Source organism: Pseudomonas sp. So3.2b, from assembly GCF_019464415.1.
In the GTDB taxonomy this organism is placed as follows: domain Bacteria; phylum Pseudomonadota; class Gammaproteobacteria; order Pseudomonadales; family Pseudomonadaceae; genus Aquipseudomonas; species Aquipseudomonas shahriarae.
This window is the reverse complement of the sequence record NZ_CP080494.1, coordinates 3,224,148-3,246,333: the sequence shown is the minus strand read 5'-3', so window position 1 is coordinate 3,246,333 and position 22,186 is coordinate 3,224,148. Positions and strand designations below refer to the sequence as shown.

Sequence of the window (22,186 nt, the reverse complement as noted above, 5' to 3'; positions counted from 1 at the left end):
TCAGGCCTCCAGCAGCCGGGGTACCCACTGTTGCTGGGGGATCGGCAAGTCGCAGGACTGCCCACGCCCCATCGGGAAGTAGTGGAAGCCCTTGCGCGCCAGGCGCTCGGCGTCATACAGGTTGCGCCCGTCAAAGATCACCGGCGCCTTGAGGCGGGCGTGCAGCAGGTCGAAATCCGGGGCTTTGAACTGCTGCCACTCAGTGCAGATGATCAAGGCATCGGCGCCGCCCAGGGTCGATTCCGGGGTGCCCATCAGCATCAGGCGCGGATTATCGCCGTACAGCTTCTGGGTTTCCTGCATGGCCTCGGGGTCGAAGGCCCGCACGTTGGCCCCGGCGGCCCACAGCGATTCCATCAGCACCCGGCTGGGGGCATCGCGCATGTCGTCGGTGTTGGGCTTGAACGCCAGGCCCCACAAGGCGAAGGTTTTGCCGCGCAGTTCGCCCTTGTAGAACGCCCGGATCCGCTCGAACAGTTTGCTTTTCTGCCGCTGGTTGATGGCTTCCACCGCTTCGAGCAGGTCACTGGAGCAATTGGCTTGGCGAGCGCTGTGGATCAGCGCGCGCATGTCCTTGGGGAAGCACGAGCCGCCGTAGCCGCAGCCCGGGTAGATAAAGTGGTAGCCGATCCGCGAGTCGGCGCCGATGCCCAGGCGCACCGATTCGATATCGGCCCCCAGGTGCTCGGCCAGCTCGGCGATCTGGTTGATAAAGCTGATCTTGGTCGCCAGCATGCAGTTGGCGGCGTACTTGGTCAGCTCGGCGCTGCGCACATCCATAAAGATAATGCGGTCGTGGTTGCGGTTGAACGGCGCGTACAGGTCACGCATCACCTCACGCACTTCTTCGCGTTCACAACCGATGATGATCCGGTCGGGGCGTCGGCAGTCGGCCACCGCAGAGCCTTCCTTGAGGAATTCCGGGTTGGAGACAATATCGAACACCAGGCTGCGACCGGCCAGGGCCTTGTCGATATGGGCGCGCAGGGTGTCGCCGGTGCCCACCGGGACCGTGGATTTTTCCACCAGGATTACCGGCTCGACGCGATGGCGGGCCACCGCATCGCCCACCGACAGCACATACTTCAAGTCCGCCGAGCCGTCTTCGTCCGAAGGCGTGCCAACGGCGATAAACAACACTTCGCCATGCTCGACCGCGAGTTTTTCCTGGCTGGTGAAGGTCAACCGGCCGTTTTCCAGGTTTTCCCGGACCAGGCTGGCAAGCCCCGGCTCGAAAATGCTCACATGGCCCTGTTGCAGCAGGCGCACCTTGTTTTCGTCAACGTCCATGCAGATCACATCGTGACCGACCTCGGCCAATACGGTGGCCTGTACCAGGCCAACGTAACCACTACCAAATACGCTGATTTTCATGGGGTATTCCTGGGGCTTGTGTTGCCGATACGACGGGAGTTGATGGTCAGCACACCCAGGATGACCAGAGCCACCCCCAAGGTCCGTGACAGGGAAAAGGGTTCGTTGAAGCCCGGCAGGCTGACCGCCAGCAGGTACACCAGGACGTAGCTGATACTCAGCAACGAATAGGCGCGACCCAGGGGCAGGTGCTGCAGCGCGCCGAGCCAGCACAGCATTGACAGGGCGTAGGCCACGATGGCCAGGGCGACCACGCCCAAGGCCACGGGATCAACCATGGGCGCGGCGAGCCACTCCGCCGGCAATGGCAGGCGCGTCATGCTCCAGCGCATGCCCAACTGGGCCGCGCTGACCAGTGCTACGCTGGATAACGCCAGGGTGAAACCGCGCAACCGGCTCATACCTGACCTCCCAGCAGCAGCACGCCGGCCATCACCAGGGCCACGCCCACCCAGTGGCGGCGATCCACCGGCTCATGGAACACAAAGCGCGCCACCAGGGTGATCAATACAAAATTCAGGCTGAGCATCGGGTAGGCAATCCCCACTTCCAGGCGTTGCAGCACCAGTAGCCACACCAGCAGGCCCAGGCCCAGGCACAGCAGGGCCGACCAGAGCCAGGGCGAGCGCAGTTTCAACGCCCAGCCCGCAGGCTGGCCGCGCCAGCCTTCCACGGCATACTTTTGCGCGATCTGGCCCATGCAGGTCAGCAGGCACGCGGCCAGAAGCAGCAGCAGGGTGATCAAGGCGCCACCTGCGGGAACAGCAGAATCACCATATTGCCTTGCTCGTAGCGCTTGCCGTCTGCGGGCAGCAATGCCAGTTCGCGTTGCTCAGATGCGCCCTTCACGCGCATTACCACGCCCACCGAACCCTGTTTGCGCGCGTCGCCCAGCCACTGCTGGACGCTTGCGAGTTTGACCCGTCGGGCGGCGCTGTCGGCATAGGCCAGGCCGTATTTGACTTCTCCGGTGGTGTTGTACAGCGCCACGTCCGGACGCTTGAGCCGCCACGCCAGGGCCGAGGCTGCGCCCAGGTCGTTGCTCAGCAGGCGCTGGGTAGTCGCCAGTTCTACGGCGTGATCGATAATGAACTGGTCCGGTGTCTTGTTATTCACCACCGAGTGCGGCAATGCCGCCGGCACCAGGGCCACCAGTAACCAACTGCCCAGTGCCGGCGCCGCCCACAAACGCAACGGGCGTAACGCCTGCAGCAGGTTGGCGATGATCCAGCCCAGCAGCACGCTGAATACCAGCACCAGGCTCAGCAGTTCCTGCTGCGGGGCATAAATCGGCTTCTTCAACTGGAAGTACACGATTGCCAGCAGGCCCAGCACCCCGATGATCAGGTTGAGCCAGCCATTGACTTGCAGCACCCGGCCACGGGCCTGGGCCAGCTTGTCGGTCAGGGTATGGCCCATCAGCAATGCCAAAGGCAGCAGGCACGGCAGGATATAGGCCGGCAGCTTGCCCTTGCTCAGGCTGAAAAACGCCAGGGGCATCAGCAGCCAAAACAACAGGAAGCCGATCTTGTGCGTGCGTTTTTCCTGCCACGCCTGTTTCAGGGTGGAGGGCAGCAGGGCCAGCCACGGCAAGCTGAACGCGGCCAGCAACGGCAGGTAGTACCACCAGGCTTGTTCGTGCTGGGCATCTTCACCGGCAAACCGCTGGATGTGCTCGTGCCAGAAGAAGAAGTTCCAGTAGTCGGGCTCCTGGGCATGCACCATCAGCGCCCAGGGCAGGCTGACCGCAATCGCCACCGCCACGGCAACCAGACCATAGGCCAACAGTTCACGCAAACGCTTTTGCCAGACCATATAGGGCAGGGCGATCAATACCGGCAGCAGCCACGCCAGAAAACCCTTGGTCATGAAGCCCATGGCGCAGGCAAACCCCAGCAAGGCCCAGGCGCCCAGGCGGGCGCGTCGGGTCTGGCTGTCGATACATAGCCACAAGGCCACGCCGCTGAGGTTGACCCAGAAACTGAACTGCGGGTCGAGGTTGGCGTAGCCACCGGACATCGCCACGCTGATAAAACTCATGTACAGCACGCTGCAGACCAGGCTCTTGCGCGGATCGTTCCACAGGCGCCGGGCCATGAAGTACACCAGCAATATGCTCAAGCCCGTGGCCAGCGCAGAGGCTACGCGCACGCCGAACAGGTTCTGCCCGAACAGCGCCTGGCCGAGGGCGATCATCCAGTAGCCGGCCGCCGGTTTTTCGAAATAGCGGATGCCCATAAAGTGCGGCGACGCCCATTTGCCGGTCAGCAGCATTTCCTGGCTGATCTGCGCATAACGGGTTTCGTCCGGGATCCACAGGCCATGGGTGACCATCGGCAACAGATAGCACAGGCCGAAGACCAACAGGAGCAGGGGCAGGGCCCAACGTCGGATCATGCCTGTTGCACTCCCAGCCAGCCTTCGCGGCCGCCGAGTACGCCGCGTGTCAGATGCGCCAGGGGCAGGCTGGCCGGATCGGCCGGCAGCAGGTTGCCCAAGGGTTGGAACTGGATGCCGCGCTGTCCTGCCTGGGCGAGCAGCTGGCGAAATTCATTGGCCATCAGAATCCCTTCTACTTCTGCGTGGATCGTATAGACGTTGAGTGTCGATTCGGTGAACCGATCAAGAATAAAGCGATTGAAGTCCTTGGACGCGACCTGTGGCCCGACCACCTCATCGAAAGTCGGCAAGTCCACCGGGACCTGCGGCGTGCCGGCGCTGCCATCGGCGAGGATCGGGCGGAACAGGCTGGTGCCGCGACAGTCGCTGTTGTAGCGCAAGCCAAAGCCTTGCTTGGCCTGCACCACACGCTCATCGGCCCGCCAGCCGGCGGCGGCAGAACACTGCACCGGGGCGCCGAGGATATCGCCCAGGGTGTCGAGCCCACGGCGTACCTGCTCCACCAACTGCGCATCGCTCCAGCGCCCGGCATTGGCTTGCCAGCCATGGTGATCCCAGGCGTGCAGGCCCACTTCGTGCCCGGCGGCCTTGGCCTGGCGCATCAGGTGCCCCAGGTCGCGGCCAATCGGCTTGCCCGGCCAGGCAGTGCCGGCCAGCAGAATGTCCCAGCCATACAGCCCGGCAGCGTTGGAGCGCAGCATCTTCCACAGGAACTGCGGGCGGATCAGGCGCCACAAGTGGCGGCCCATGTTGTCCGGGCCGACACTGAAGAAGAACGTCGCCTTGATGCCGGCCTCATCCAGCAACTCCAGCAACCGTGGCACGCCATCACGGGTGCCGCGGTAGGTGTCGACGTCGATGCGCAGACCTGCCTTCATTATTTGCCTGCTTCGCTGGACTGGGCGATTTCCAGCATTGCTTCACGCAGGAAGAAGTCCAGGGTGTTGCCGATGGTTTCGCTCATCGCCACGCTCGGCTCCCAGTTCAACAGGCGCTTGGCGTTGGCAATGCTCGGCTTGCGGTGCGCCACATCCTGATAACCGGCGCCGTAGAACGCCTTGCTTTCCACTTCGCGAAAGCCCGCGAATGGCGGGAAGTTACCGCGCAACGGGTGGGCCTCGAACTGACGCAGCAGTTCTTCGCCCAACTGGCGGATGCTGGCTTCGTTGTCCGGGTTGCCGATATTGATGATCTGGCCGTTGCACGCGTCGTTATCGTTGTCGATGATCCGCGCCAGGGCCTCGATGCCGTCGGCAATGTCGGTGAAGCAGCGCTTCTGCTCGCCGCCGTCAAACAGGCGGATCGGCGTGCCTTCCACCAGGTTGAGGATCAACTGGGTAATGGCCCGGGAGCTGCCGATGCGTGCCGAGTCCAGGCGATCCAGGCGCGGGCCCATCCAGTTGAATGGGCGGAACAGGGTGAAATTCAGACCCTTGGCGCCATAGGCCCAGATCACCCGGTCCAGCAACTGCTTGGAGACCGAGTAGATCCAGCGCTGTTTATTGATCGGGCCGACCACCAGGTTGGAGGTGTCTTCGTCGAAGTTCTGGTCCTGGCACATGCCATAGACTTCAGAGGTCGACGGGAAAATCACGCGTTTGTTGTACTTGACGCAGTAGCGCACCAGCTTGAGGTTTTCTTCGAAGTCCAGCTCGAACACGCGCAGCGGGTTGCGGGTGTATTCGATGGGCGTGGCGATGGCCACCAGCGGCAGGACCACGTCGCATTTCTTGATGTGGTACTCGATCCACTCGGAGTGAATGCTGATATCGCCTTCCACATAATGGAAGTTGGGGTGGCTGCGCAGGCGCTCGATGGCGTCGGAGCCGATATCCAGGCCGTAGACTTCGTAGCGATCGTCGCGCAACAGGCGCTCGGACAGGTGGTTGCCGATAAAGCCGTTGACCCCCAGGATCAGCACGCGGGTACGCCGTGGTTTACCGCCCGATTCGGCGCCGCGCAGGATCGAGCCATCCACCAGGCCCAGCTCATCGGCCAGGGCCGGGCCGGTCAGGTACAGGCCATGGTCATTGCGCTGGCCGAAGTTGATGACCAGAGAGTCTTCACCGCAGGCAATGCGCAGCGGGTTGACGCTGATCACACGGCCGGGCGCCTGGCCTTCGTTGCCCTTGAGTACTTCGGCTTGCCACACGATCAGCTTGTGTTCGCCCACGGCACAGAAGGCGCCAGGGTACGGCTGGGTCACGGCCCGCACCAGGTTGAACAGCTGTTCTGCAGGTTTGCTCCAGACGAGCTTGCCGTCCGCCGGGGTACGGCGGCCAAAGCAGGTGGCCTGGCTTTCGTCCTGGGCGGTTTCGCTCAACGTGCCCTTGGCCAGTTGCGGCAGCGCGTCACGCAGCAACTGGGTGGCCGCCTCGCGCAGCTTGGCGTGGAGTGTCAGGCCGGTGTCGCTGCGTTCGATCATGACTTTTTGCTGGGCGAGAATCGCGCCAGCATCCGCACGCTTGACCATGCGGTGCAGGGTCACGCCGGTTTCGGTTTCGCCGTTGACCAGCACCCAGTTGGCCGGCGCACGGCCACGGTATTTGGGCAGCAGCGAACCATGCAGGTTGAACGCGCCCTGGCGCGCGGTGGCCAACAGCGCTTCGCCCAGCAGGTTGCGGTAGTAGAACGAGAAGATGAAGTCCGGGTTCAGCTTGGCCACACGCTCGACCCACAGCGGGTGGTTGGCGTCTTCCGGCGCGTGCACCGGGATGCCGTGGCGGGCGCACAGCTGGGCGACCGAGCCGTAGAAGGTGTTTTCCTTGGGGTCATCGGCATGGGTGAACACGGCAGCAATCTGGTAGCCCGTAGCGAGCAGGGCTTCGATGCCTGCACAGCCAATGTCGTGGTAAGCAAAAACAACAGCTTTAGAACTCATGACGAAACCTGACTGGAAGAGGAAGTGGACGATTGGGAAGAGGGCAGGCCATCGACGATGACCGCTGGCGCTGGGGCTGTCGGCTCGTTGCGCAGCACCTTTTCAATAAAAAAGCGGGGGCGGGCACGCACATCGCTGTACATCCGCCCGAGGTATTCGCCCAACAGGCCCATGCCGATGAACTGCCCGCCAGTAAACACAAACAGCACGGCGAACAGCACGAACAGGCCATCGCCGGCCCAATCGGCACCAAAGGCCAGGCGCAGCACGATCAAGGCAAACGCAAACAGCATGCCCAGGGCCGCCAGGCTGAAGCCGACGATGGACAACAGGCGCAGGGGCGTGGTGGTCATGCAGGTCAAGAGGTCGAACATCAGGCTGATCAGGCGCATGGCGCTGTATTTGGATTCGCCGTGTTCGCGCTCGGCGTGGTGCACCAGGATCTCCGTGGTATGGCGCGCAAAGCCGTTGGCCAGGATCGGGATAAAGGTGCTGCGCTCACGGCAGGCGAGCATGGCATCGACGATGGTGCGCCGGTAAGCGCGCAGCATGCAGCCATAGTCGGTCATGGCCACGCCGGTGGAGCGCTGCACGGCCAGGTTGATCAGGCGTGAAGGCCAGCGGCGAAAGGCCGAGTCCTGGCGGTTGTTGCGCACGGTGGCGACCACGTCGTAGCCCAGGGCGGCTTGCTCGACCAGGCGTGGAATCTCTTCGGGCGGGTTTTGCAGGTCGGCATCGAGGGTAATCACCACCTCGCCCCGGCATTGTTCGAAACCGGCCATGATTGCCGCGTGCTGGCCGTAGTTACGGTTGAGGATCACGGCCACCACATGGCTGCCGGGCTCGGTTGCCGCGTCTTCGAGCAGTTGGGCGGAACTGTCGCGGCTGCCGTCGTCTACCAGGATGATTTCATACTCATAGGCCAACTGCTCGCACGCCGCACGGGTACGGCACAGCAGTTCGGGCAGGCTCTGTTCTTCGTTGTAGACCGGGATAACGATCGACACGCAATGAATAGGGTAGGGTTTCAAAGATTCATGACCTCGGATTAGAGCAACTTTGAGCGTAGAGATGACAACAAACATGGGATTAAAGTGCAGGCGACTCAATAAAAAATGGCCGATAGCATACCCATCCTGAGTAAAGCCCATTACGGCCAAAGATAAAGCATTATCAAGGGGTTAGTCAGCAAAGCAGGGCATTCCCTCAAGTATTGCGGCCAAGATTAAGCGCAAATTTGTCCAGCGAATATGAAAGGCCGATGAAAAACTCGTTTATTTGGTGGGCAGACAGCTAGTGTTCAGCTAGACAATAAGGAACGCAGACAAACGATAACTGTTTGCGCTGTAGTCATTATCTGTAAGTGCTTTAGTGCGTATTCACGCTGAATCACCCGGTTTGTTAATCCGTGGCGCCTGAAGAATCTTCTCTGCAACCCTCTGCAAGTCCCGGTAAAGTAAGCGATCTCTTGCCTGGGTAGTCGGATGAACAGCGTGCAGATACGGCCAGTCTTGATGATGTTGTGGATGACGCTAGGCGCGGCCCATGCCGCCCGGGCGGACGAGGGGCTGAGCCTGACGCCGGTCGTTCAGGTTCCTGCCGGGGTCGAAGTCAGGGGCCGGCAGGTCGCCGCGTATAGCTGGGATGACCGGCAGGGCCACAACCTGTTGGTGTTGGCCGAGCAGGAAGCCGGCGAGCGCGATGACGACGGCACACAATCGGCGGCGATCTATGCTGCGCAGTACCTGCTGGAGGGTGACCGGCCCAAGCGTCTGTGGATGCTGCATGACGATGTGCAGCGTTGCGAATTCGACGCCGGCCTGCATTTCGATAGCGCCGCGACTCACGTCACCGACCTGCTGGGGGATGGCCCCAGCCAAGTGACCGTGGGCTATTCGCGCACCTGCACCAGTGATGTCAGCCCCCGTGAATTCAAGCTGATCATGCATATCGGCAAATCACACAAATACGGACTGCGCGGGGTTGACCGCTATGGCGCCAGTTGGTGGGACGAGGAAGCCGGCGCCCTGCGCGGCATGCCGCTGCCCACCGATTGCAGTGTTGCCGGGCAGCAGGCGTTGCTCAGTCAATACCAGGAGCAGGGCACCGACCTGCCATTGCCAGGCTGCTACAACGACGAGCAGGACTTCGCCAAGGCGCCCACCAAGCTGTTGGCTTTCATGCGTCAGCAATGGTTTGCGTTGATGCAAAAACAGAACGCCGACTGGAGCCAGCAGCAAAGCCCGGCACCCGCCGAGGATGAGCCCTAGTTTGGTATGCAGCGCCGACCTGGGTTAGACTCGGCGCTCGCTAAACCACTAAATACTGATATTAAACATAGGCTTAGTCTCTATATTTAATCTCAAGGCTGATCTATTTTGACCGAGATTTCCCGCAACCCCCTGACCCTGTATCTCGCGCGCCTGGCGCCTTCCAGCCAACTGACCATGCGCTACGTGCTGCAAGATGCCGCCGACCGCCTGGGGTTCGAAGAGATCAACCTCGAAGATATCGACTGGCATCTGTTGCAACCGGAACACGTAATGGCCCTGGTCGCCGTGTTGCGCGAAGACGGGTATGCACCCAACACCTCATCGCTGTACGTCAACGCCGTGCGCGGGGTAATGAACGAAGCCTGGCGCATCAGCCTGATCAGCCAGGAACACCTGCTGAAGATGCGCTCGGTCAAAGCCACCGCCGGCACGCGCTTGAGCCAGGGGCGTAACCTGCGTCGCACCTTGATCCGCGAACTGATGGATGTCTGCGCCGCCGATCCACGGCCACAGGGCCTGCGGGACGCGGCGGTGATCGGGATCCTCTACGGTTCGGGGATGCGCAAGTCAGAGTCGGTCAACCTCGACCTGGCCCAGGTGAACTTTGCCGAACGCAGCCTGCGGGTGACGGGCAAGGGCAACAAGGAACTGCTCAAGTACGCACCGGCCTGGGCATTTGCCAAATTGCAGGCATGGCTGGAGTTTCGCCGCGAGCAGTTAAAGGAAGGGGAGCAGGACGACAGCTTCCTGTTCAACCGCATCCGCCGCGGCAGCCATATCACCCGCGAACGCATCACCAAACATGCGATTTACTACATCGCCCGCCAGCGTGGTGAACAGGTGGGTGTGAAGATCATGCCCCATGATTTCCGCCGCTCGTTTATTACCCGGGTGATTGAAGAACATGACTTGTCCATTGCGCAGAAACTGGCGCACCACACCAATATCCAGACCACCGCCAGCTACGACGTGCGCGATGACAACGAGCGGCGGCGGGCGATTGATCGGTTTGATCTTTGATCAACGGTCACCAGCGGGTTCGCTGCTACACACCAACGCCTGGCGCTCGTAGTTCAGCGCCTTGTCTTGCGCGGGCAGTGCATACGCCGCAGTGCATTGCTGGCCCCCCCACTTGATAGTCAGGCTGCCCTGGTCCTCTTCAACCAGCACCAAGGCGTTACCGCTGGGGTCGGCGATGGCCAACTGCTTGCCGCTGGCGTCTTCCAGTGAGGCGCCAAACGTCAGGCGCTGGTGCTGTGCATCAAACAGCTCAAACAGCACGCGACGCCCGGTTTTGCCGCTGTAGCGGGCCAATACCACCGCACCACGGCGCGGCACCACTTGCTGTGTGGCCTGGGTGATTTCTACATCACCGCCCAGGTCACGGGTGTCGAGGCTGATCCAGTTCACTCGATAAGGTTGCGCCGAGGGGATGACGGCATAGCCGTTGCGTCCGGTTTCGACGCCGCTGTAGCTGCTGATTTTTGCCCCACTGATGCCCGGTACCTGTACCAGGGCGAAGGTCTCGCTGACGGTCTGCCCCAAGTTGATGCCACCCGCATGCGCCACTACCGAGCCGGAAACGTTGAGGTTTTGTGAGTCATAACCACGCCCCTGGCTGTACCCCAGGCTGATATCGGCCATGGAGGTGCGGCTGTTGATGTTGGCCGATCCCGATTGGCCGCCGGTGCTGCTATGGCCGGCCTGGACTGAATAGAACACATCGCTGGTATCTGCCACATAACCGTTGATACCGGCCTGGGTGCTGGTGTCGCCTTGCTGCGTACTGGTGGTGACAAAAGCGCGGGGTGCCCGAGGCTGGCTGCCCAAGGGAAACGAAACAGACAGGTTGAACTGGGTGTCGGAGTCGGGTGCGCCCCAACTGGCGATCTGCTTGGTGCGTGTCACGCCCAGGTTGTAGCTCAGGTCCCCCCAGTTGTTGTTATAGCCGGCCGAAAAGCTCTGGGAGCCGCCACGGTTCCAATAGCGCTGATCGCTGGCGTTCACATACAGGCTGCCGAACTCACGGTTGCGCCCGAGACTTTGGTTGATCGTCAGGTCGGTACGGGTTTTCGAGTTACCGGTACGTTTGACTGTCTCTTCGCTGGTGTCCTCGACGTGGTCGGTCAGGGTGCGGTAACCCTCGGTCGAATACCGATACGCCGCCAGCGTAAAGTTGGTGTCGGTGCCAGCAAAGGTCTTGGCATACAACGCACGCACACTGTTGCCCTGGGTGGTTTGCCCCTGGGCGGCGCTCGACGAGTGCGTGACGTCCATGGACACGGCACCCAGCGATGTGTTGCGGCCCACCCCCAGGGAGAACGCCTTGTAGTCTTCACTGACTTGCAGGCCGACAATCCCGCTGAGGTTGCTGGTGAGGCCGTAGGCGAGGGTGCTGCTGACAAATTGCGGGCTCGCCAAACCGTCAGCATTGCTGCTGAATTTACCGGCCGAAACGCTGTATTTGACCTGCCCTTCACGCACCATGATCGGCAGGCTGGAGAACGCCTGCGTGGTCACACGCCGACGGCCATCGGCCTCGATGATGGTGATTTCCAGGTCGCCGTTCGAACCGCTGGGGTAGATATCGTTGATCTCGAAAGGCCCGGGTGCGACGTTGGCGGTGTACAGGATGTAGTCGTTCTGGCGGATTTCCACCGTGGCGTTGGTCTGCGCCACGCCACGAATCACTGGCGCATAACCACGCTCGCTGTCGGCGCGCATGCCTTCGTCGGACGCCAGCTTCAGGCCCCGGTAGCGCACGCTGTCGAACAGGTCGGTATCGGAAAAAATCTCGCCGGCACTGAACTGCCCCTTAAGCGCGGTCACGTCATGCTGCACGTAGCTGCGGTTGCTGGTGAAGGTGCTCGGCCGACCGGTGCCGCTACTCAGGTTCGACTCATTGCGCAGCCGCCAGGCGCCCAGGTTAATGCCGTTGCGCAGCCCCAGGTTGTTGTTGATGCGCGTTTCATAGTCGCCGGCAGTGCGGCTGCTGTTGAGTTGATAGTTGATAAACGCCGCCGGCACACCATCCTCCCACAGCTGGGGATCGACATAGCCACGCATGCCACGTTGCATCGCGACCTGCGGAATGCTCGCCGCCAGGCGCAGGCGACTGGCGTCATAGCGCAAGGTCGCCTGGTCGATCAGTGTCGGCAGGTCGTAGCAGTCCTGGGGCTGGTTGGGGTCGAGCTTGCCCTGGGCCTGCAACAGGCTCATGTCGATGCCCAGTTGCTTGAGCAGGTCCAGGGTCAGGCACGGATCGACCCGGCCGGTCTGTGGGTTGCGCTTGAAGTCGATGTCGCGCCGGCCCACCAGGACCTCGTTGCTGTACAGGTCGACCCGGTAGTTGCCGGGCAGCACGCTGTTGGCCGAGAGCAATTGCTGCAGGTCTACCGACGATTGCGCACCCTGCAAGAAGGTGGTGTTGAAGACGTTCACGGCGGGCTCATCGGCAATCGCCAAAGACGGCGAACCGGCAAGCATGGCCAGTGATAGCGTGCTCAACTTGAGTGATGTGCAAGTTGTCGACACGCGTGAAGTGCGCTCGCTTGATATGTAATGATTGGGCCTGCTGCCTAAAAGAAAAAACATGCAAAGAACCTATATCATTCCTGTTTATCGAACAGGCGAGGCACGCGAGTACGCACTCGAATCGAACCTGAGGGTTTAAGGGAGCTACTTATGGCTTGGCGCGAGTACCCGTAGCCTTGGCCGCCAAGTGCGGTACAAGTTGGGCACTGTATTTATCTTGTGCGCCATAGTCGTTAATACTGGAAAAAGACAGTTGTACTGAATCCTGGCGACTCAGTTGTTTAATGCTGAACTGTTTCTCGGCACCTGGCGCAATCATTGTCGAGTCGGCAGCCAGTTCCGTTTGTTGCCCGGCCTGTAGTTTTATATCGGCCATGGACACGTGATACAGCGTCGGGTTTTTTACCGTCAGTACTGACCCGGCATCGCGCTTGACCAGTTGCCACTCCAATTGCGCGGGTGCTGACAGGGCATCGCCAGGCAACCCGGAGGGGCGGAAGAAAATCTTGATGCGCTGGCGTACGGCCAGTTGCAACGTGTTGTCGGAGGCGGCGGCTTGTGGGATCTCCTGCACATTGAGCCAGACCACGGACTCACGATCCGTTGGCATTCCGGCACCCTGGTAGAGAACTCGCAGTAACTGCTGCTCCTTGGCAAAAATGCGTGCCAGTGGCGGGGTTACGGCGAACGGCGCGGCACTGTCTTGTGCATCGCTGGTATCGACCCAAGACTGAATCAAGACGTCCTGATTACCGTTGCGCACGGTGATATTGGCCTCCTTGTGATCGCCATCGAAGACGATACGGGTGGCACTCAGTGAAATGCTGGCGGCAGCCTGGGTCGCCATAAGCAGGGTCAGCAGCCCCAGGCCTGTGGCAATGGAACGAGGTAACATGATGTCTACCGTTTAGTGGTCGGATAAGTGGCGAGGTCCGAAGACCTCGCACGTGACAGGCGCTGCGTGTCGTTTATTCGTATTGCAGGATGAACGGCAGGGTAGCGTCACCGCGACCCGCGGTGGAGGCGCCGGCTGCACCGGTGGTGACGTAGGCTGCGGCAAAGCTCAAGGTTGCATCGCCGCCGTCGCTGCCTTGGCCGTGCATGGCGCTTTCGATACGGGCGGTGGCCGGGGAGCTGAGGTCGATCAGCGCGCCAGTGCTGTCGAGCAGTGCGATACCGACGTTGCTTGCGCTGCCGTTACCAGGGGTCAGGGCGAGGACTTTTTTACCGGTAACCAGGCCTGAACCGCCACTTTTGGCGTCAAAGATCATTGCCACTTTAGTGCCCAGGTTGCAGTTCACGCTGAGGTTGAAGTCCTTGGCGGTCACACGGCCCGACGCTGGGTTTTCAGCGGTGCCCATGTCTTTGATGGAGACGGTGCCCATGTCGACGGAGATCACGCGATCGGCGTTGGCACCATCAACCGAGCAAGCGTCGTTGTTGATCAAACCGGTGAAGGTGATTTTGCCGCCGCCGCCCGGGGTACCCGTACCCGGGGTAGTTTCGGCAAACGCACTGCTGCTGGCGGCGATAACTGACACAGCGATAAGGGCCAGGGAAAACTTCTTCATGATGATGTCCGTTAGTGTTGGTTGTGGTGATGGGTTGAAACTGCCAACGAACAATAGTTAATCTGGGCTTTATAGAGAATAAGACGATTCTTATAAAGCACTTAAAGTGAGGGGTAATCGGTTTTATAGCGGGCGAGGTAAAAGGAGCTTAGTTAAAAATATTGTATTCCAGGCAGTAGGCCAACAAGTCCTGATCGCTGCTTACTTCAAGTTTTCGCATGGCGGAAATCTTCTGCGCGCTGATAGTTTTTGAACTTCTATTTTGGCTGCGCGCGATATCACTGACACTTTTTCCTGAAATAAATAGGCGCAGTATTTCAAATTCCTTGGGCGACAGCGTAGAGAAGCGTTCATCAATAGCGGTCAACGACTCGATAACCGAGGTCTTGGCCGGCTCCAGGCTCCGGTAATGCGCCTGCTGGGCAATGGACTTGAGGGCGACCTGGATTTCCGTATGCAACTGGCTTTTCTGGATCACGCCCACCACGCCCAATTCCTGCAGGCGGGTAAGAATCAGGTGATTGGAGATCATGGTCAGAATCAGGATTTGCACGTCGGGGAAATGCCGCTTCAGGTACTCCACCAGCTTCAAGCCATCGCCGTAGGGCGAATCACCGGGCATGTTGTAATCGGTGATCACAATGTCGATGGGCTGCTGCTCAAGCAATTTGATGAGGCCCGCCGAACAGATCGCTTCGCCGATGACTTGAAAACGCTCGTCTCTCTCGACGAGTTCACGTACCCCCAGAAGCACGATGGGGTGATCGTCTGCAATTACCACAGTGAATGTCTTCATAGGGGGGAGCCGTAATCCTGGTTCAGTAAGTGAGGTGATCCCATGCGCGTGTACACAAGGGCGTGCGGTGCGCTCATAGCTGCGCCCCGAGCAAGGCCGACAGCCTGCCGATAACCTGCTTTATCCGCAGTTCCAGCCCGGCATTGAGCCGACCGACTGCCAACTGGCTTTCCAGCTCGATGCACGCCTGGGCCAGGTCGAGTGCCTGCACGGCACCCAATGCGCCGGCAACCGAGTGCAGGGTTTCAGCCAGGCACCGGCAATCACGCTGCTCAAGAGCGGCACTGATGCGCTGCAAGTCTTGCTGCACGCTGCTGATAAACAACGGGCGCATTTTGTCCGACAGCTGCACCGTGTCAATCACCAGCAGCTCAGCGCGCAATGTCGGTTTGCACAGTTTGATCAATTGCGCACGCAGGGTTTGCAGGCTCAAGGGTTTTACCAACCAGGCATTCATCCCGACCGCCAGACAACGAATGCCTTCCTCGCGCATGGCATTGGCGGTGACACCGATGATAGGCAATTGAGGATCATGCTCCCTGAGGATGCGGGCCAGTTCATAGCCGTTCATCAACGGCATATTGATATCCGTCAGCACCAGGTCAAAGGCCTGGGGTTGCCACAGGTGCATCGCTTGCTCGCCATTGTCTGCCAGCGTCACCGTGCAGCCGAGGGCCTCGAGTTGCTCTTTGATGATTTCCTGGTTCACCGGATTGTCTTCGGCGACCAGAATGCGCAGCTCCAACTGCCCCGCGCTCTGTTGCTCGACACGCAGCGCTGACGCCTGTTTACCTTGCTGTGCCAGCGCAACCACTGACGCAATGGCGCGCACATCATGCATATCCACTTCCCAGCCCTGCGCGGTGCACAGAGGCGGGCTATGCGCGCCCGGCACACACAGCACCCGCGGTCCAGCCCAAGGCTGCAGGGGACCGGCAGGCAGCATATCCACCAGCACCGCCTGCGCACTCTGTTGCTCCAGGGGCAGCGCCGCCAACGTGGCCTGGATACCCAAGCGGTTGAGCCAGTCGCACAGGGACTCCGCCAACTCGCGCACGGGTGCCTGCACATACACAGGAGAAGTACTCGGTTCAATGGGCGTGAGGCCCGGCAGCTCGCTGGTGCCGAGCGGCAAGCGCATCTTCAGGGTAAAACTGCTGCCCAGGCCGGGTTCGCTGACGACCTTGATCTGGCCGTCCATCATCTCGGCCAGCCAGCGACAAATCGGCAGCCCCAACCCTGCGCCGCCTTGGCCGGCGGTGTCCGGGGCCTGGTAGAACAAATCGAACAGCTTGGCTTGCTGCGCCTGGCTGATGCCCACGCCAGAATCGGTCACCTGCCATTCGAGGTCGACGCGATCGTCGCCGCGGCGCACGGCCCTGGCCCGAATCACCACGCGCCCGATGTCGGTGAACTTGACGGCATTGCTCACCAGATTGTTGAGGATCTGCCGGATACGCATGGGGTCGCCGACTACGCAGTCCGGCAGTTGCGCGTCAATGCAGCCATACAGTTGCAGGCCCTTGCGCTGAGCGAAGGCGGTGTAGGTGTGCAGCGTGTCTTCCAACATGTCCAGGGGGCAGAACTCGATGGATTCGATTGCCATCTGCCCGGATTCTATTTTCGACACATCCAGCACGTCGCTGATCAGTTGGAACAACGTCGCAGATGAGCGCTGGATCGTGTGCAGGTAGGTTTTCTGGCGTGGGTCCAGGGGCGTCAGCCCGAGCAATTCCAGGGTGCCCAGCACGCCATACAAGGGCGTGCGAATTTCATGGCTCATGGTCGCCAGGAACAGCGTCTTGGCTTCGTTGGCCGCGTCGGCGGCCCGCCTGGCATCTTCCAGGGCCAAGGCATCCTCGACATGGCGGGTGACGTCGCTGAACGCATACAGGCGCACATCCTGGCCCTGGTAACGGGTCGAGACAAAGCCAACCTGCAAATGCCGGCCCTCGATCTCCAGGTAGGTTTCGCCGCTCTCGGCACTTTCTTGGATGCGGCCGAGGGCAGCCACCAGCCTGGCCGTGCCCGGCCATTGCTGAGCACGCTGGTTCTCGATCAACACCTGACCATCTGCGCGGCCCACCACACACAGCCCAGTGGGCGCGGTGTCGATGATCACACGGCTAAAGGCCACGCTCTCTGCGATGCGTTCATGGGCCTGGCGCGCCGGGCGAATGACTTGCTTGCGATACCAGCGGGTGCCGGCCCAGGAGATCGCCAGCACCGCACAGATAAACAGCGCCAGGCTGGTCAGCGGCCAAAAGGCATAGCGAAAAAAATGCTTGCAGCTGATCCCATAGATCGCGGTCCACTGCTGCTCGGTGTCGTGGGTAATTTTGAACTCCAGGCCGGTGGCCCGAAAGTTGAGTCCCTCACTCAGCGAAGAGGCCAGGACAGACGGCCCCGCCAGCGTCTGGCCGCTGGGTGAGAGCAGGGTGAAGCGGTCGTAGACGGACGACTCGATCGTGCGCTCCACATCGTTGACTTGCGCCATATCCAGCAGGGTGGCCACCAGCACCTGTTTATTGCCTTCATGCCTGCGCATCACCTGGGGGTTCAGGGTAATGCCGATGTAGGCCAGCAGACGCGGAGGCGCAGGGTCTTCGCCGGACGTGACGTAGGCTTCCCAGTAAAGCTGATTGTCCGCCAGAGGCTGAGGCAGTTGCCCCAGCCTTTGTTGCACGGCGTCGGCCCGCTCGGCGGAGGGGCCGTTGTAGGCGGTCTTCCCGCCGCGCTGGTAGCCGACCGCCGGCACCGTTATGTAGTAGTTGACGAGCCTATTGAAGACAAACGCATGGGGTGAAGGGTAGGGCGACGATGACCAGAATGCGCTGTAGTAACTGGCCAGGTGGGTCCCCAGGGCAAATATCTTCTGCTGCTCGCCAGCGCTGACCCGTTGCTCATCGAATCGGCTGCTGAAGGGCACCGAAAAGGCGAACTCGCGGCCTTCAAAACGCGTGTTGTACGCATCCAGCCTTTGCCCCTTGAGGCTGGCCTGGGTGTTTTTGTCACTGATCAGATCGCGCTGGATAGCGGGCTGCGCCAGGGTTCTCAAGAACGTTTCCTGTTCCTGGATATTTTCCATCAGCCGGGCAAAATGAAAACGCACGGCGGCGTACTGCTCGTCGATCACTCGCTGCAGTGCCCAGTAACTGGTGCCCGCCAACAGCAATGCGAGACCGAGCACCACCATCAGCCCTTTATTCAGGCGCAGTGAGCTGCGGGTGAATGCTTCAAGGATGGCGTCGTTGTGCTTCATTAAGGGGTTTCGCAGGCGGATGAGAAATCGGCACTGAATGGAGCTTACTCCTGATAGAGGTTAGACAAATTCGGGCCGCAGGCTAATGAGATGTCGCGGGGCCATCATTGTTCAACAGTTGCTGAAATTGTTCCGAGGAGACTGCCTGAGAGATCAGGAAACCCTGAACTTGAGTGCAATCAATTTTGCGCAGAAGGGCCAGTTGCTGGGGCGTTTCGACGCCTTCGGCAACCACGGTCAGCCCCAGTTTACGGCCCAGTGCGATGATACTGGCCAGGGCCGACGTCATGCCTTCGTTATCGTGGCAGCCTTGTACCAGCGCCTGGTCGATCTTGAGCTCGGTAAAAGGGGTCGAGACCAGGTTCAGGTATGAGCTGTAGCCTTTGCCGAAATCGTCCTGGGACAGGCCAAACCCCTTGATACGCAGGCGGCAGGCTCCGGCATAGAAGTTACTGATGTCCTGGGGCACCGAGCACTCCATCAGTTCGAAGCAGATCATCCCCGGAATACCCTGGTTATCCAGGACAAAATCCAGCAGGCGGTCTGCCAAGTCATGGCTATTGAGCAGGTGGGTCGGCAGGTTGATCGACACTGGAACATCGTATCCGCGCTGACGCCATCGCTCCTGCGCATGAATGGCCTGCTTGAGCACCAGCCACAGCAAGCGCTCCTCCAGTTCGAAGGTCTTGATTGCCGGCAAAAACGCCGCGGGCAACATTAGCCCTTGTTCGGGGTGCATCCAGCGCACCAGCGCTTCAGCGGCGACGATACGGCCGTTGGCCAAGGATTTCTTGGGTTGGAACCACGCCTGGATTTGCCCGTTACCCATGGCCTGGAGCAGCGTATGCCGACCAATTTCCGCTGCGGCGGGGAGCGACGGGTCAGGGCTGCGATCCTTGTGATTGAGTTGGCCGACCAGGCTGCGCAGCGCGTCGGCGGCGACGGGTTTTGAAATCAGACCGATGACTTTCACATCAAGGTTTTTCGCCACCAGGCTGGCCGCCATCAACATGCGCCGCGACGCGGCACTCATAATGGCCAGGGCGGGCTTGCAGCGCAGGGTTGCCAGGCTCTGGATAAACTGCACGCCATCCATGCCGGGCATCAGCAGATCAGTCAGCACCAGGTCGAAATCCCGCTGGCGCAAACGCTCCAGTGCCTCGTTCCCATCCTGGGCGGCTTCAAGCATGAAGTCTCCCAATTCATTGAGCAGGTTCTGCAGGTACAAGTGCTGCAGAGGATGGTCCTCGACGATCAAAATACTATAGCGCTTCATGGGGGATCCGTGCGTAAGGCTCCAGGTAATTAAAGAGGGCCCGCAACGCAAAGGGTTTGACCAGGCAATAGTTCATACCTGCGGCCAGGCACAAGTCGGCCTCGCCGCGCATGGCGTTGGCGGTAGCCCCGATGATGGGCAGCGAGCAACCTTGGCTGCGTAACTCCCTGGCTAATTCATAGCCGTTGACTCTGGGCATATTCACATCCGTCAGTACCACATCGAAGTGTGAGGCCTTGCACAGCAGCAGCGCTTCATGACCATCGCAGGCCAACTCCACGGTGCAGCCAAGTTCCTCAAGCTGATCGCGCAAAATCAATTGATTGATAACGTTGTCCTCGGCCACCAGCACATGCAGGTTGAGCTTGCGCAGTTCACGCGTGTGCGCCTGCTCGTCGACCCTGGCCACCCACAACCCTTGCGCCTGGCTGACAGCCTGGTGAATCGCGCTCAACTGATTGAGGTTGGCATGCCACGCGCCGGTCTCGCTCTGCTGGCCATTGCTGCTGTTGCTGCTCACCAGGATTACCGGCCCCGGCCAGGCGGGCACCAGTGGCTGTTCGAAACTGCCTGGATGCAGTTCCAACAGTAACTGGCCCTCGGGGTGGGTCGGCTGGCCGATCTGTGCGCGGGCGCCCCAACGGCGTAACCAGCCGCCGATGGATTGAGCGAGTTCGGGGATCGGCGAAACCACATAGATCGTCTCTGCCAACAAGCTGCTCATGGGCGTACAGGGCGCCTCTTCCAGGGGCAGGGTCAGGCTGAAACTGCTGCCCAGGCCCAGCTCGCTGACCATACGGATATGCCCGTTCATCAATTGCGTCAGGCGCTGGCAAATCGGCAAGCCGAGCCCGGTCCCGGCCACCACGTTGGTGTTGCCTTCGGTTTGGTAGAAAGGTTCGAAAATCATCGCCTGGTCTTCCTGGGCAATCCCTTTGCCGGTGTCGGACACTTGCCACAGAACGCTGGAGCGCTCGTCGTCGCGGTCCAGCAACTTGACCCTTAGCACCACGCGCCCATAGTCGGTGAACTTCACGGCGTTGTTCAGCAGGTTATTGAGGATCTGGCGAATGCGCGTGACATCCCCGATCAACCGCTCGGGCAACTTGGGGTCAAAGCAGGCGTAGAGCTGCAAGCCCTTGCCCATGGCAGCGGCGGCATAGCCCTGGATGATTTCATTGACCAGGTCCAGCGGCGAGAACTCACTCAGTTCCAGAGCCAGTTGCCCGGCCTCGATCTTCGACACGTCGAGTACGTCGCAGATCAGTTGCAACAAGGTGGCCGAAGAGCCTTCTATTGCATGCAGATAGTCTTTTTGCTGGTTGTCGAGCTGGGTGCGGGCCAACAGCTCCAGGGTGCCCAGTACGCCATACAGCGGCGTGCGTATTTCATGGCTCATGGTCGCCAGAAACAGGGTTTTCGCGGCATTCGCTGCGTCGGCCGACTGCCGGGCCTCTTCCAGGGCGGCTTCAACTTGCTTGCGCGCACTGATATCACTGAAGGCGCAAAACAGCACGTCCTCGCCTCTATAGCGGGTAGGCGCGCTGCTGAGGTAAAGGTGGCGGCCGTCGAGGGTCTCGAAGTAGTCGCAATGCCCGGACGGAGCGCTATCGAACGCCTGGCGGATCCAGCCGGTGCACAGCGCTTCGCGCTCCAGGCCGTTACCCAGCCAATGCTGGGCCAGTGTGTTTTCCAGCACAACCTGGCCGTCGGTGCGACGCAGCACGCACAAGGCGACCGGCGCGGTCTGGATCACATCGCGACTGAAGGCCTCGCTTTCAATCAATGCCTGAATCCCGTTGATCGAGGGGATGATGAAGCGCTGGTTGACCCGGCGCATCACCAGCCAGATCAGCGTCACACTGAACAGGCAAAACACCAGCGAACCGAGCAGTTCGCGCCACAATCCGCGGACCACATCCCGCAGGTTGATCGAGTACATCAGTTGCCAGTCCGACGACTTGAGTTGCTTGCGAATGACCAGATGATCCGGCACCAGGCCACTGCCGACAAAACCGAAAAAGTTCGCACCCTGGGGCTCGAGCAATGACTGGTTCAGCTGGGGTTCGTGGCTATTGGTAAAGACCAGCATGCCCTTGGAATTGAGCATCATGAACTCGCCCGCACTCTGGTCATTGAGGGTCATGGACACTTCGTGGCTTTCCATTTCCAGGCCCAGCCAGCCGGAATTGGGGTCACGCTCATCCAGCAGAATGAATAGATACAAATGTGAATGCCCTTCGCTCTGGTCACTCAGCCAGAGTTCGCCTGGGTCCACTGGGTTGCGTTTCTTCAGCGTCCTGAGGCGATTGAGCATGCATTGGGAGAACGGTAATACCTGCGCCGTCGAATCGTAGAGTCGGGTTAATTGCGGGTTGGGGCCGGCGGTCACGTAAAGCAGGTTGACCTGTTTGACCTTCAGGTAGTTGCGCATGCGTGAGGTCAGCCAGATGCTCCACTGGTTGCCCGGTGTACTGCCCAACTGCAGGCGCTGCTCTTCGCTGGAAGCCGGATACGCTTGCGCTTTGGCCTGCATGGATTTGCGCACCGCCGACAGGCTCAGGCTTTCGAGCAAGGCTTCGCGGGTAGTGAAAAACGTATGGGCTTCGGCAATCGCGCTGCTCATGTAGCCGCGCCGCTGAGAGATGTCATTGTTGAACGTGGACAGCAGAAACGTGTAGACACCGCTAAAGATGCCAATCAATAACACGATGGCGAAAAGACGAAGCAGCCTTCTGGCTGCTTCGGGTCGGGACAGGACGGGATTGATCTGGAGCAGATAACTTTTAAATCGCATCGGCGGATTTTAATGAGCCATC

General features: G+C 60.4%; 17 protein-coding genes. 3 read left to right on the top strand and 14 right to left on the bottom strand.

Annotated features, from left to right (window positions below):
• From K1X80_RS14485 to arnC, 7 genes are read right to left on the bottom strand one after another with little or no spacing between them, the layout of a single operon-like run.
• Positions 1–1,374 (bottom strand): UDP-glucose/GDP-mannose dehydrogenase family protein, encoded by a 1,374-nt coding sequence (locus K1X80_RS14485; RefSeq protein ID WP_120733139.1) that lies wholly within the window; start codon positions 1,372–1,374, stop codon positions 1–3.
• Positions 1,371–1,775 (bottom strand): 4-amino-4-deoxy-L-arabinose-phosphoundecaprenol flippase subunit ArnF, encoded by a 405-nt coding sequence (gene arnF, locus K1X80_RS14480; RefSeq protein WP_220172236.1) that lies wholly within the window; start codon positions 1,773–1,775, stop codon positions 1,371–1,373. Before arnF ends, K1X80_RS14485 begins: the two co-directional genes overlap by 4 nt.
• On the bottom strand, positions 1,772–2,119 hold the full coding sequence (arnE, locus tag K1X80_RS14475; protein WP_057959490.1) for a 4-amino-4-deoxy-L-arabinose-phosphoundecaprenol flippase subunit ArnE: 348 nt from the start codon (positions 2,117–2,119) through the stop codon (positions 1,772–1,774). The genes arnF and arnE overlap by 4 nt, the downstream gene beginning before the upstream one ends.
• On the bottom strand, positions 2,116–3,771 hold the full coding sequence (arnT, locus tag K1X80_RS14470; protein WP_186625381.1) for a lipid IV(A) 4-amino-4-deoxy-L-arabinosyltransferase: 1,656 nt from the start codon (positions 3,769–3,771) through the stop codon (positions 2,116–2,118). Before arnT ends, arnE begins: the two co-directional genes overlap by 4 nt.
• Positions 3,768–4,655 carry a 4-deoxy-4-formamido-L-arabinose-phosphoundecaprenol deformylase gene (gene arnD, locus K1X80_RS14465; RefSeq protein WP_169989721.1) on the bottom strand — a complete coding sequence of 296 codons (888 nt, stop codon included), beginning with the start codon at positions 4,653–4,655 and terminating at the stop codon, positions 3,768–3,770. The genes arnT and arnD overlap by 4 nt, the downstream gene beginning before the upstream one ends.
• Positions 4,652–6,655 (bottom strand): bifunctional UDP-4-amino-4-deoxy-L-arabinose formyltransferase/UDP-glucuronic acid oxidase ArnA, encoded by a 2,004-nt coding sequence (gene arnA / locus K1X80_RS14460; RefSeq protein ID WP_220172235.1) that lies wholly within the window; start codon positions 6,653–6,655, stop codon positions 4,652–4,654. Before arnA ends, arnD begins: the two co-directional genes overlap by 4 nt.
• Positions 6,652–7,686, bottom strand: coding sequence for an undecaprenyl-phosphate 4-deoxy-4-formamido-L-arabinose transferase (arnC, locus tag K1X80_RS14455; protein WP_220172234.1), 1,035 nt, complete (start codon positions 7,684–7,686; stop codon positions 6,652–6,654). Before arnC ends, arnA begins: the two co-directional genes overlap by 4 nt.
• Positions 7,687–8,139: 453 nt before the next feature.
• On the opposite strand from arnC, the gene K1X80_RS14450 reads away from it, so the two are divergent.
• Positions 8,140–8,925 (top strand): M949_RS01915 family surface polysaccharide biosynthesis protein, encoded by a 786-nt coding sequence (locus K1X80_RS14450; protein WP_220172233.1) that lies wholly within the window; start codon positions 8,140–8,142, stop codon positions 8,923–8,925.
• A gap of 108 nt (positions 8,926–9,033) precedes the next feature.
• Positions 9,034–9,948: a tyrosine recombinase XerC gene (gene xerC / locus K1X80_RS14445; RefSeq protein ID WP_057436550.1), complete on the top strand. Its 915-nt coding sequence runs from the start codon at positions 9,034–9,036 to the stop codon at positions 9,946–9,948.
• On the opposite strand, the gene K1X80_RS14440 is transcribed toward xerC, so the two are convergent.
• On the bottom strand, positions 9,949–12,414 hold the full coding sequence (locus K1X80_RS14440) for a fimbria/pilus outer membrane usher protein (protein WP_234451380.1): 2,466 nt from the start codon (positions 12,412–12,414) through the stop codon (positions 9,949–9,951).
• On the opposite strand from K1X80_RS14440, the gene K1X80_RS28205 reads away from it, so the two are divergent.
• Positions 12,356–12,490: a hypothetical protein gene (locus K1X80_RS28205; protein ID WP_258558676.1), complete on the top strand. Its 135-nt coding sequence runs from the start codon at positions 12,356–12,358 to the stop codon at positions 12,488–12,490. The genes K1X80_RS14440 and K1X80_RS28205 overlap by 59 nt on opposite strands.
• Before the next feature lie 120 nt (positions 12,491–12,610).
• On the opposite strand, the gene K1X80_RS14435 is transcribed toward K1X80_RS28205, so the two are convergent.
• From K1X80_RS14435 to K1X80_RS14410, 6 genes are all read right to left on the bottom strand, one after another.
• A complete protein-coding gene (locus tag K1X80_RS14435) occupies positions 12,611–13,357 on the bottom strand; it encodes a molecular chaperone (RefSeq protein ID WP_115128233.1) in 747 nt (248 codons plus the stop codon).
• 73 nt (positions 13,358–13,430) lie between these two features.
• Entirely contained in the window at positions 13,431–14,033 is a 603-nt protein-coding gene (locus K1X80_RS14430) for a fimbrial protein (RefSeq protein WP_057436544.1), read from the bottom strand.
• 148 nt (positions 14,034–14,181) lie between these two features.
• Positions 14,182–14,829 (bottom strand): response regulator, encoded by a 648-nt coding sequence (locus K1X80_RS14425; RefSeq protein ID WP_057436542.1) that lies wholly within the window; start codon positions 14,827–14,829, stop codon positions 14,182–14,184.
• Positions 14,830–14,902: 73 nt separating this feature from the next.
• Positions 14,903–18,091, bottom strand: coding sequence for a hybrid sensor histidine kinase/response regulator (locus K1X80_RS14420; RefSeq protein ID WP_220172231.1), 3,189 nt, complete (start codon positions 18,089–18,091; stop codon positions 14,903–14,905).
• 82 nt (positions 18,092–18,173) lie between these two features.
• On the bottom strand, positions 18,174–19,367 hold the full coding sequence (locus tag K1X80_RS14415) for an EAL domain-containing protein (RefSeq protein WP_057959499.1): 1,194 nt from the start codon (positions 19,365–19,367) through the stop codon (positions 18,174–18,176).
• Positions 19,354–22,164, bottom strand: a complete 2,811-nt coding sequence (locus tag K1X80_RS14410) for an ATP-binding protein (RefSeq protein ID WP_220172230.1) — start codon at positions 22,162–22,164, stop codon at positions 19,354–19,356. The genes K1X80_RS14415 and K1X80_RS14410 overlap by 14 nt, the downstream gene beginning before the upstream one ends.
• Positions 22,165–22,186 lie beyond the last annotated feature (22 nt).

Bases quoted from the DNA above. Each gene is read 5' to 3' on its own strand.
- arnT (WP_186625381.1), bottom strand. From the start codon at position 3,771: ATGATCCGACGTTGGGCCCTGCCCCTGCTCCTGTTGGTCTTCGGCCTG.
- K1X80_RS14410 (WP_220172230.1), bottom strand. From the start codon at position 22,164: ATGCGATTTAAAAGTTATCTGCTCCAGATCAATCCCGTCCTGTCCCGA.
- K1X80_RS14420 (WP_220172231.1), bottom strand. From the start codon at position 18,091: ATGAAGCACAACGACGCCATCCTTGAAGCATTCACCCGCAGCTCACTG.
- K1X80_RS14440 (WP_234451380.1), bottom strand. From the start codon at position 12,414: ATGCTTGCCGGTTCGCCGTCTTTGGCGATTGCCGATGAGCCCGCCGTG.
- arnA (WP_220172235.1), bottom strand. From the start codon at position 6,655: ATGAGTTCTAAAGCTGTTGTTTTTGCTTACCACGACATTGGCTGTGCA.
- K1X80_RS14425 (WP_057436542.1), bottom strand. From the start codon at position 14,829: ATGAAGACATTCACTGTGGTAATTGCAGACGATCACCCCATCGTGCTT.
- K1X80_RS14450 (WP_220172233.1), top strand. From the start codon at position 8,140: ATGAACAGCGTGCAGATACGGCCAGTCTTGATGATGTTGTGGATGACG.
- K1X80_RS14435 (WP_115128233.1), bottom strand. From the start codon at position 13,357: ATGTTACCTCGTTCCATTGCCACAGGCCTGGGGCTGCTGACCCTGCTT.
- K1X80_RS14485 (WP_120733139.1), bottom strand. From the start codon at position 1,374: ATGAAAATCAGCGTATTTGGTAGTGGTTACGTTGGCCTGGTACAGGCC.
- arnF (WP_220172236.1), bottom strand. From the start codon at position 1,775: ATGAGCCGGTTGCGCGGTTTCACCCTGGCGTTATCCAGCGTAGCACTG.
- K1X80_RS14430 (WP_057436544.1), bottom strand. From the start codon at position 14,033: ATGAAGAAGTTTTCCCTGGCCCTTATCGCTGTGTCAGTTATCGCCGCC.
- K1X80_RS14415 (WP_057959499.1), bottom strand. From the start codon at position 19,367: ATGAAGCGCTATAGTATTTTGATCGTCGAGGACCATCCTCTGCAGCAC.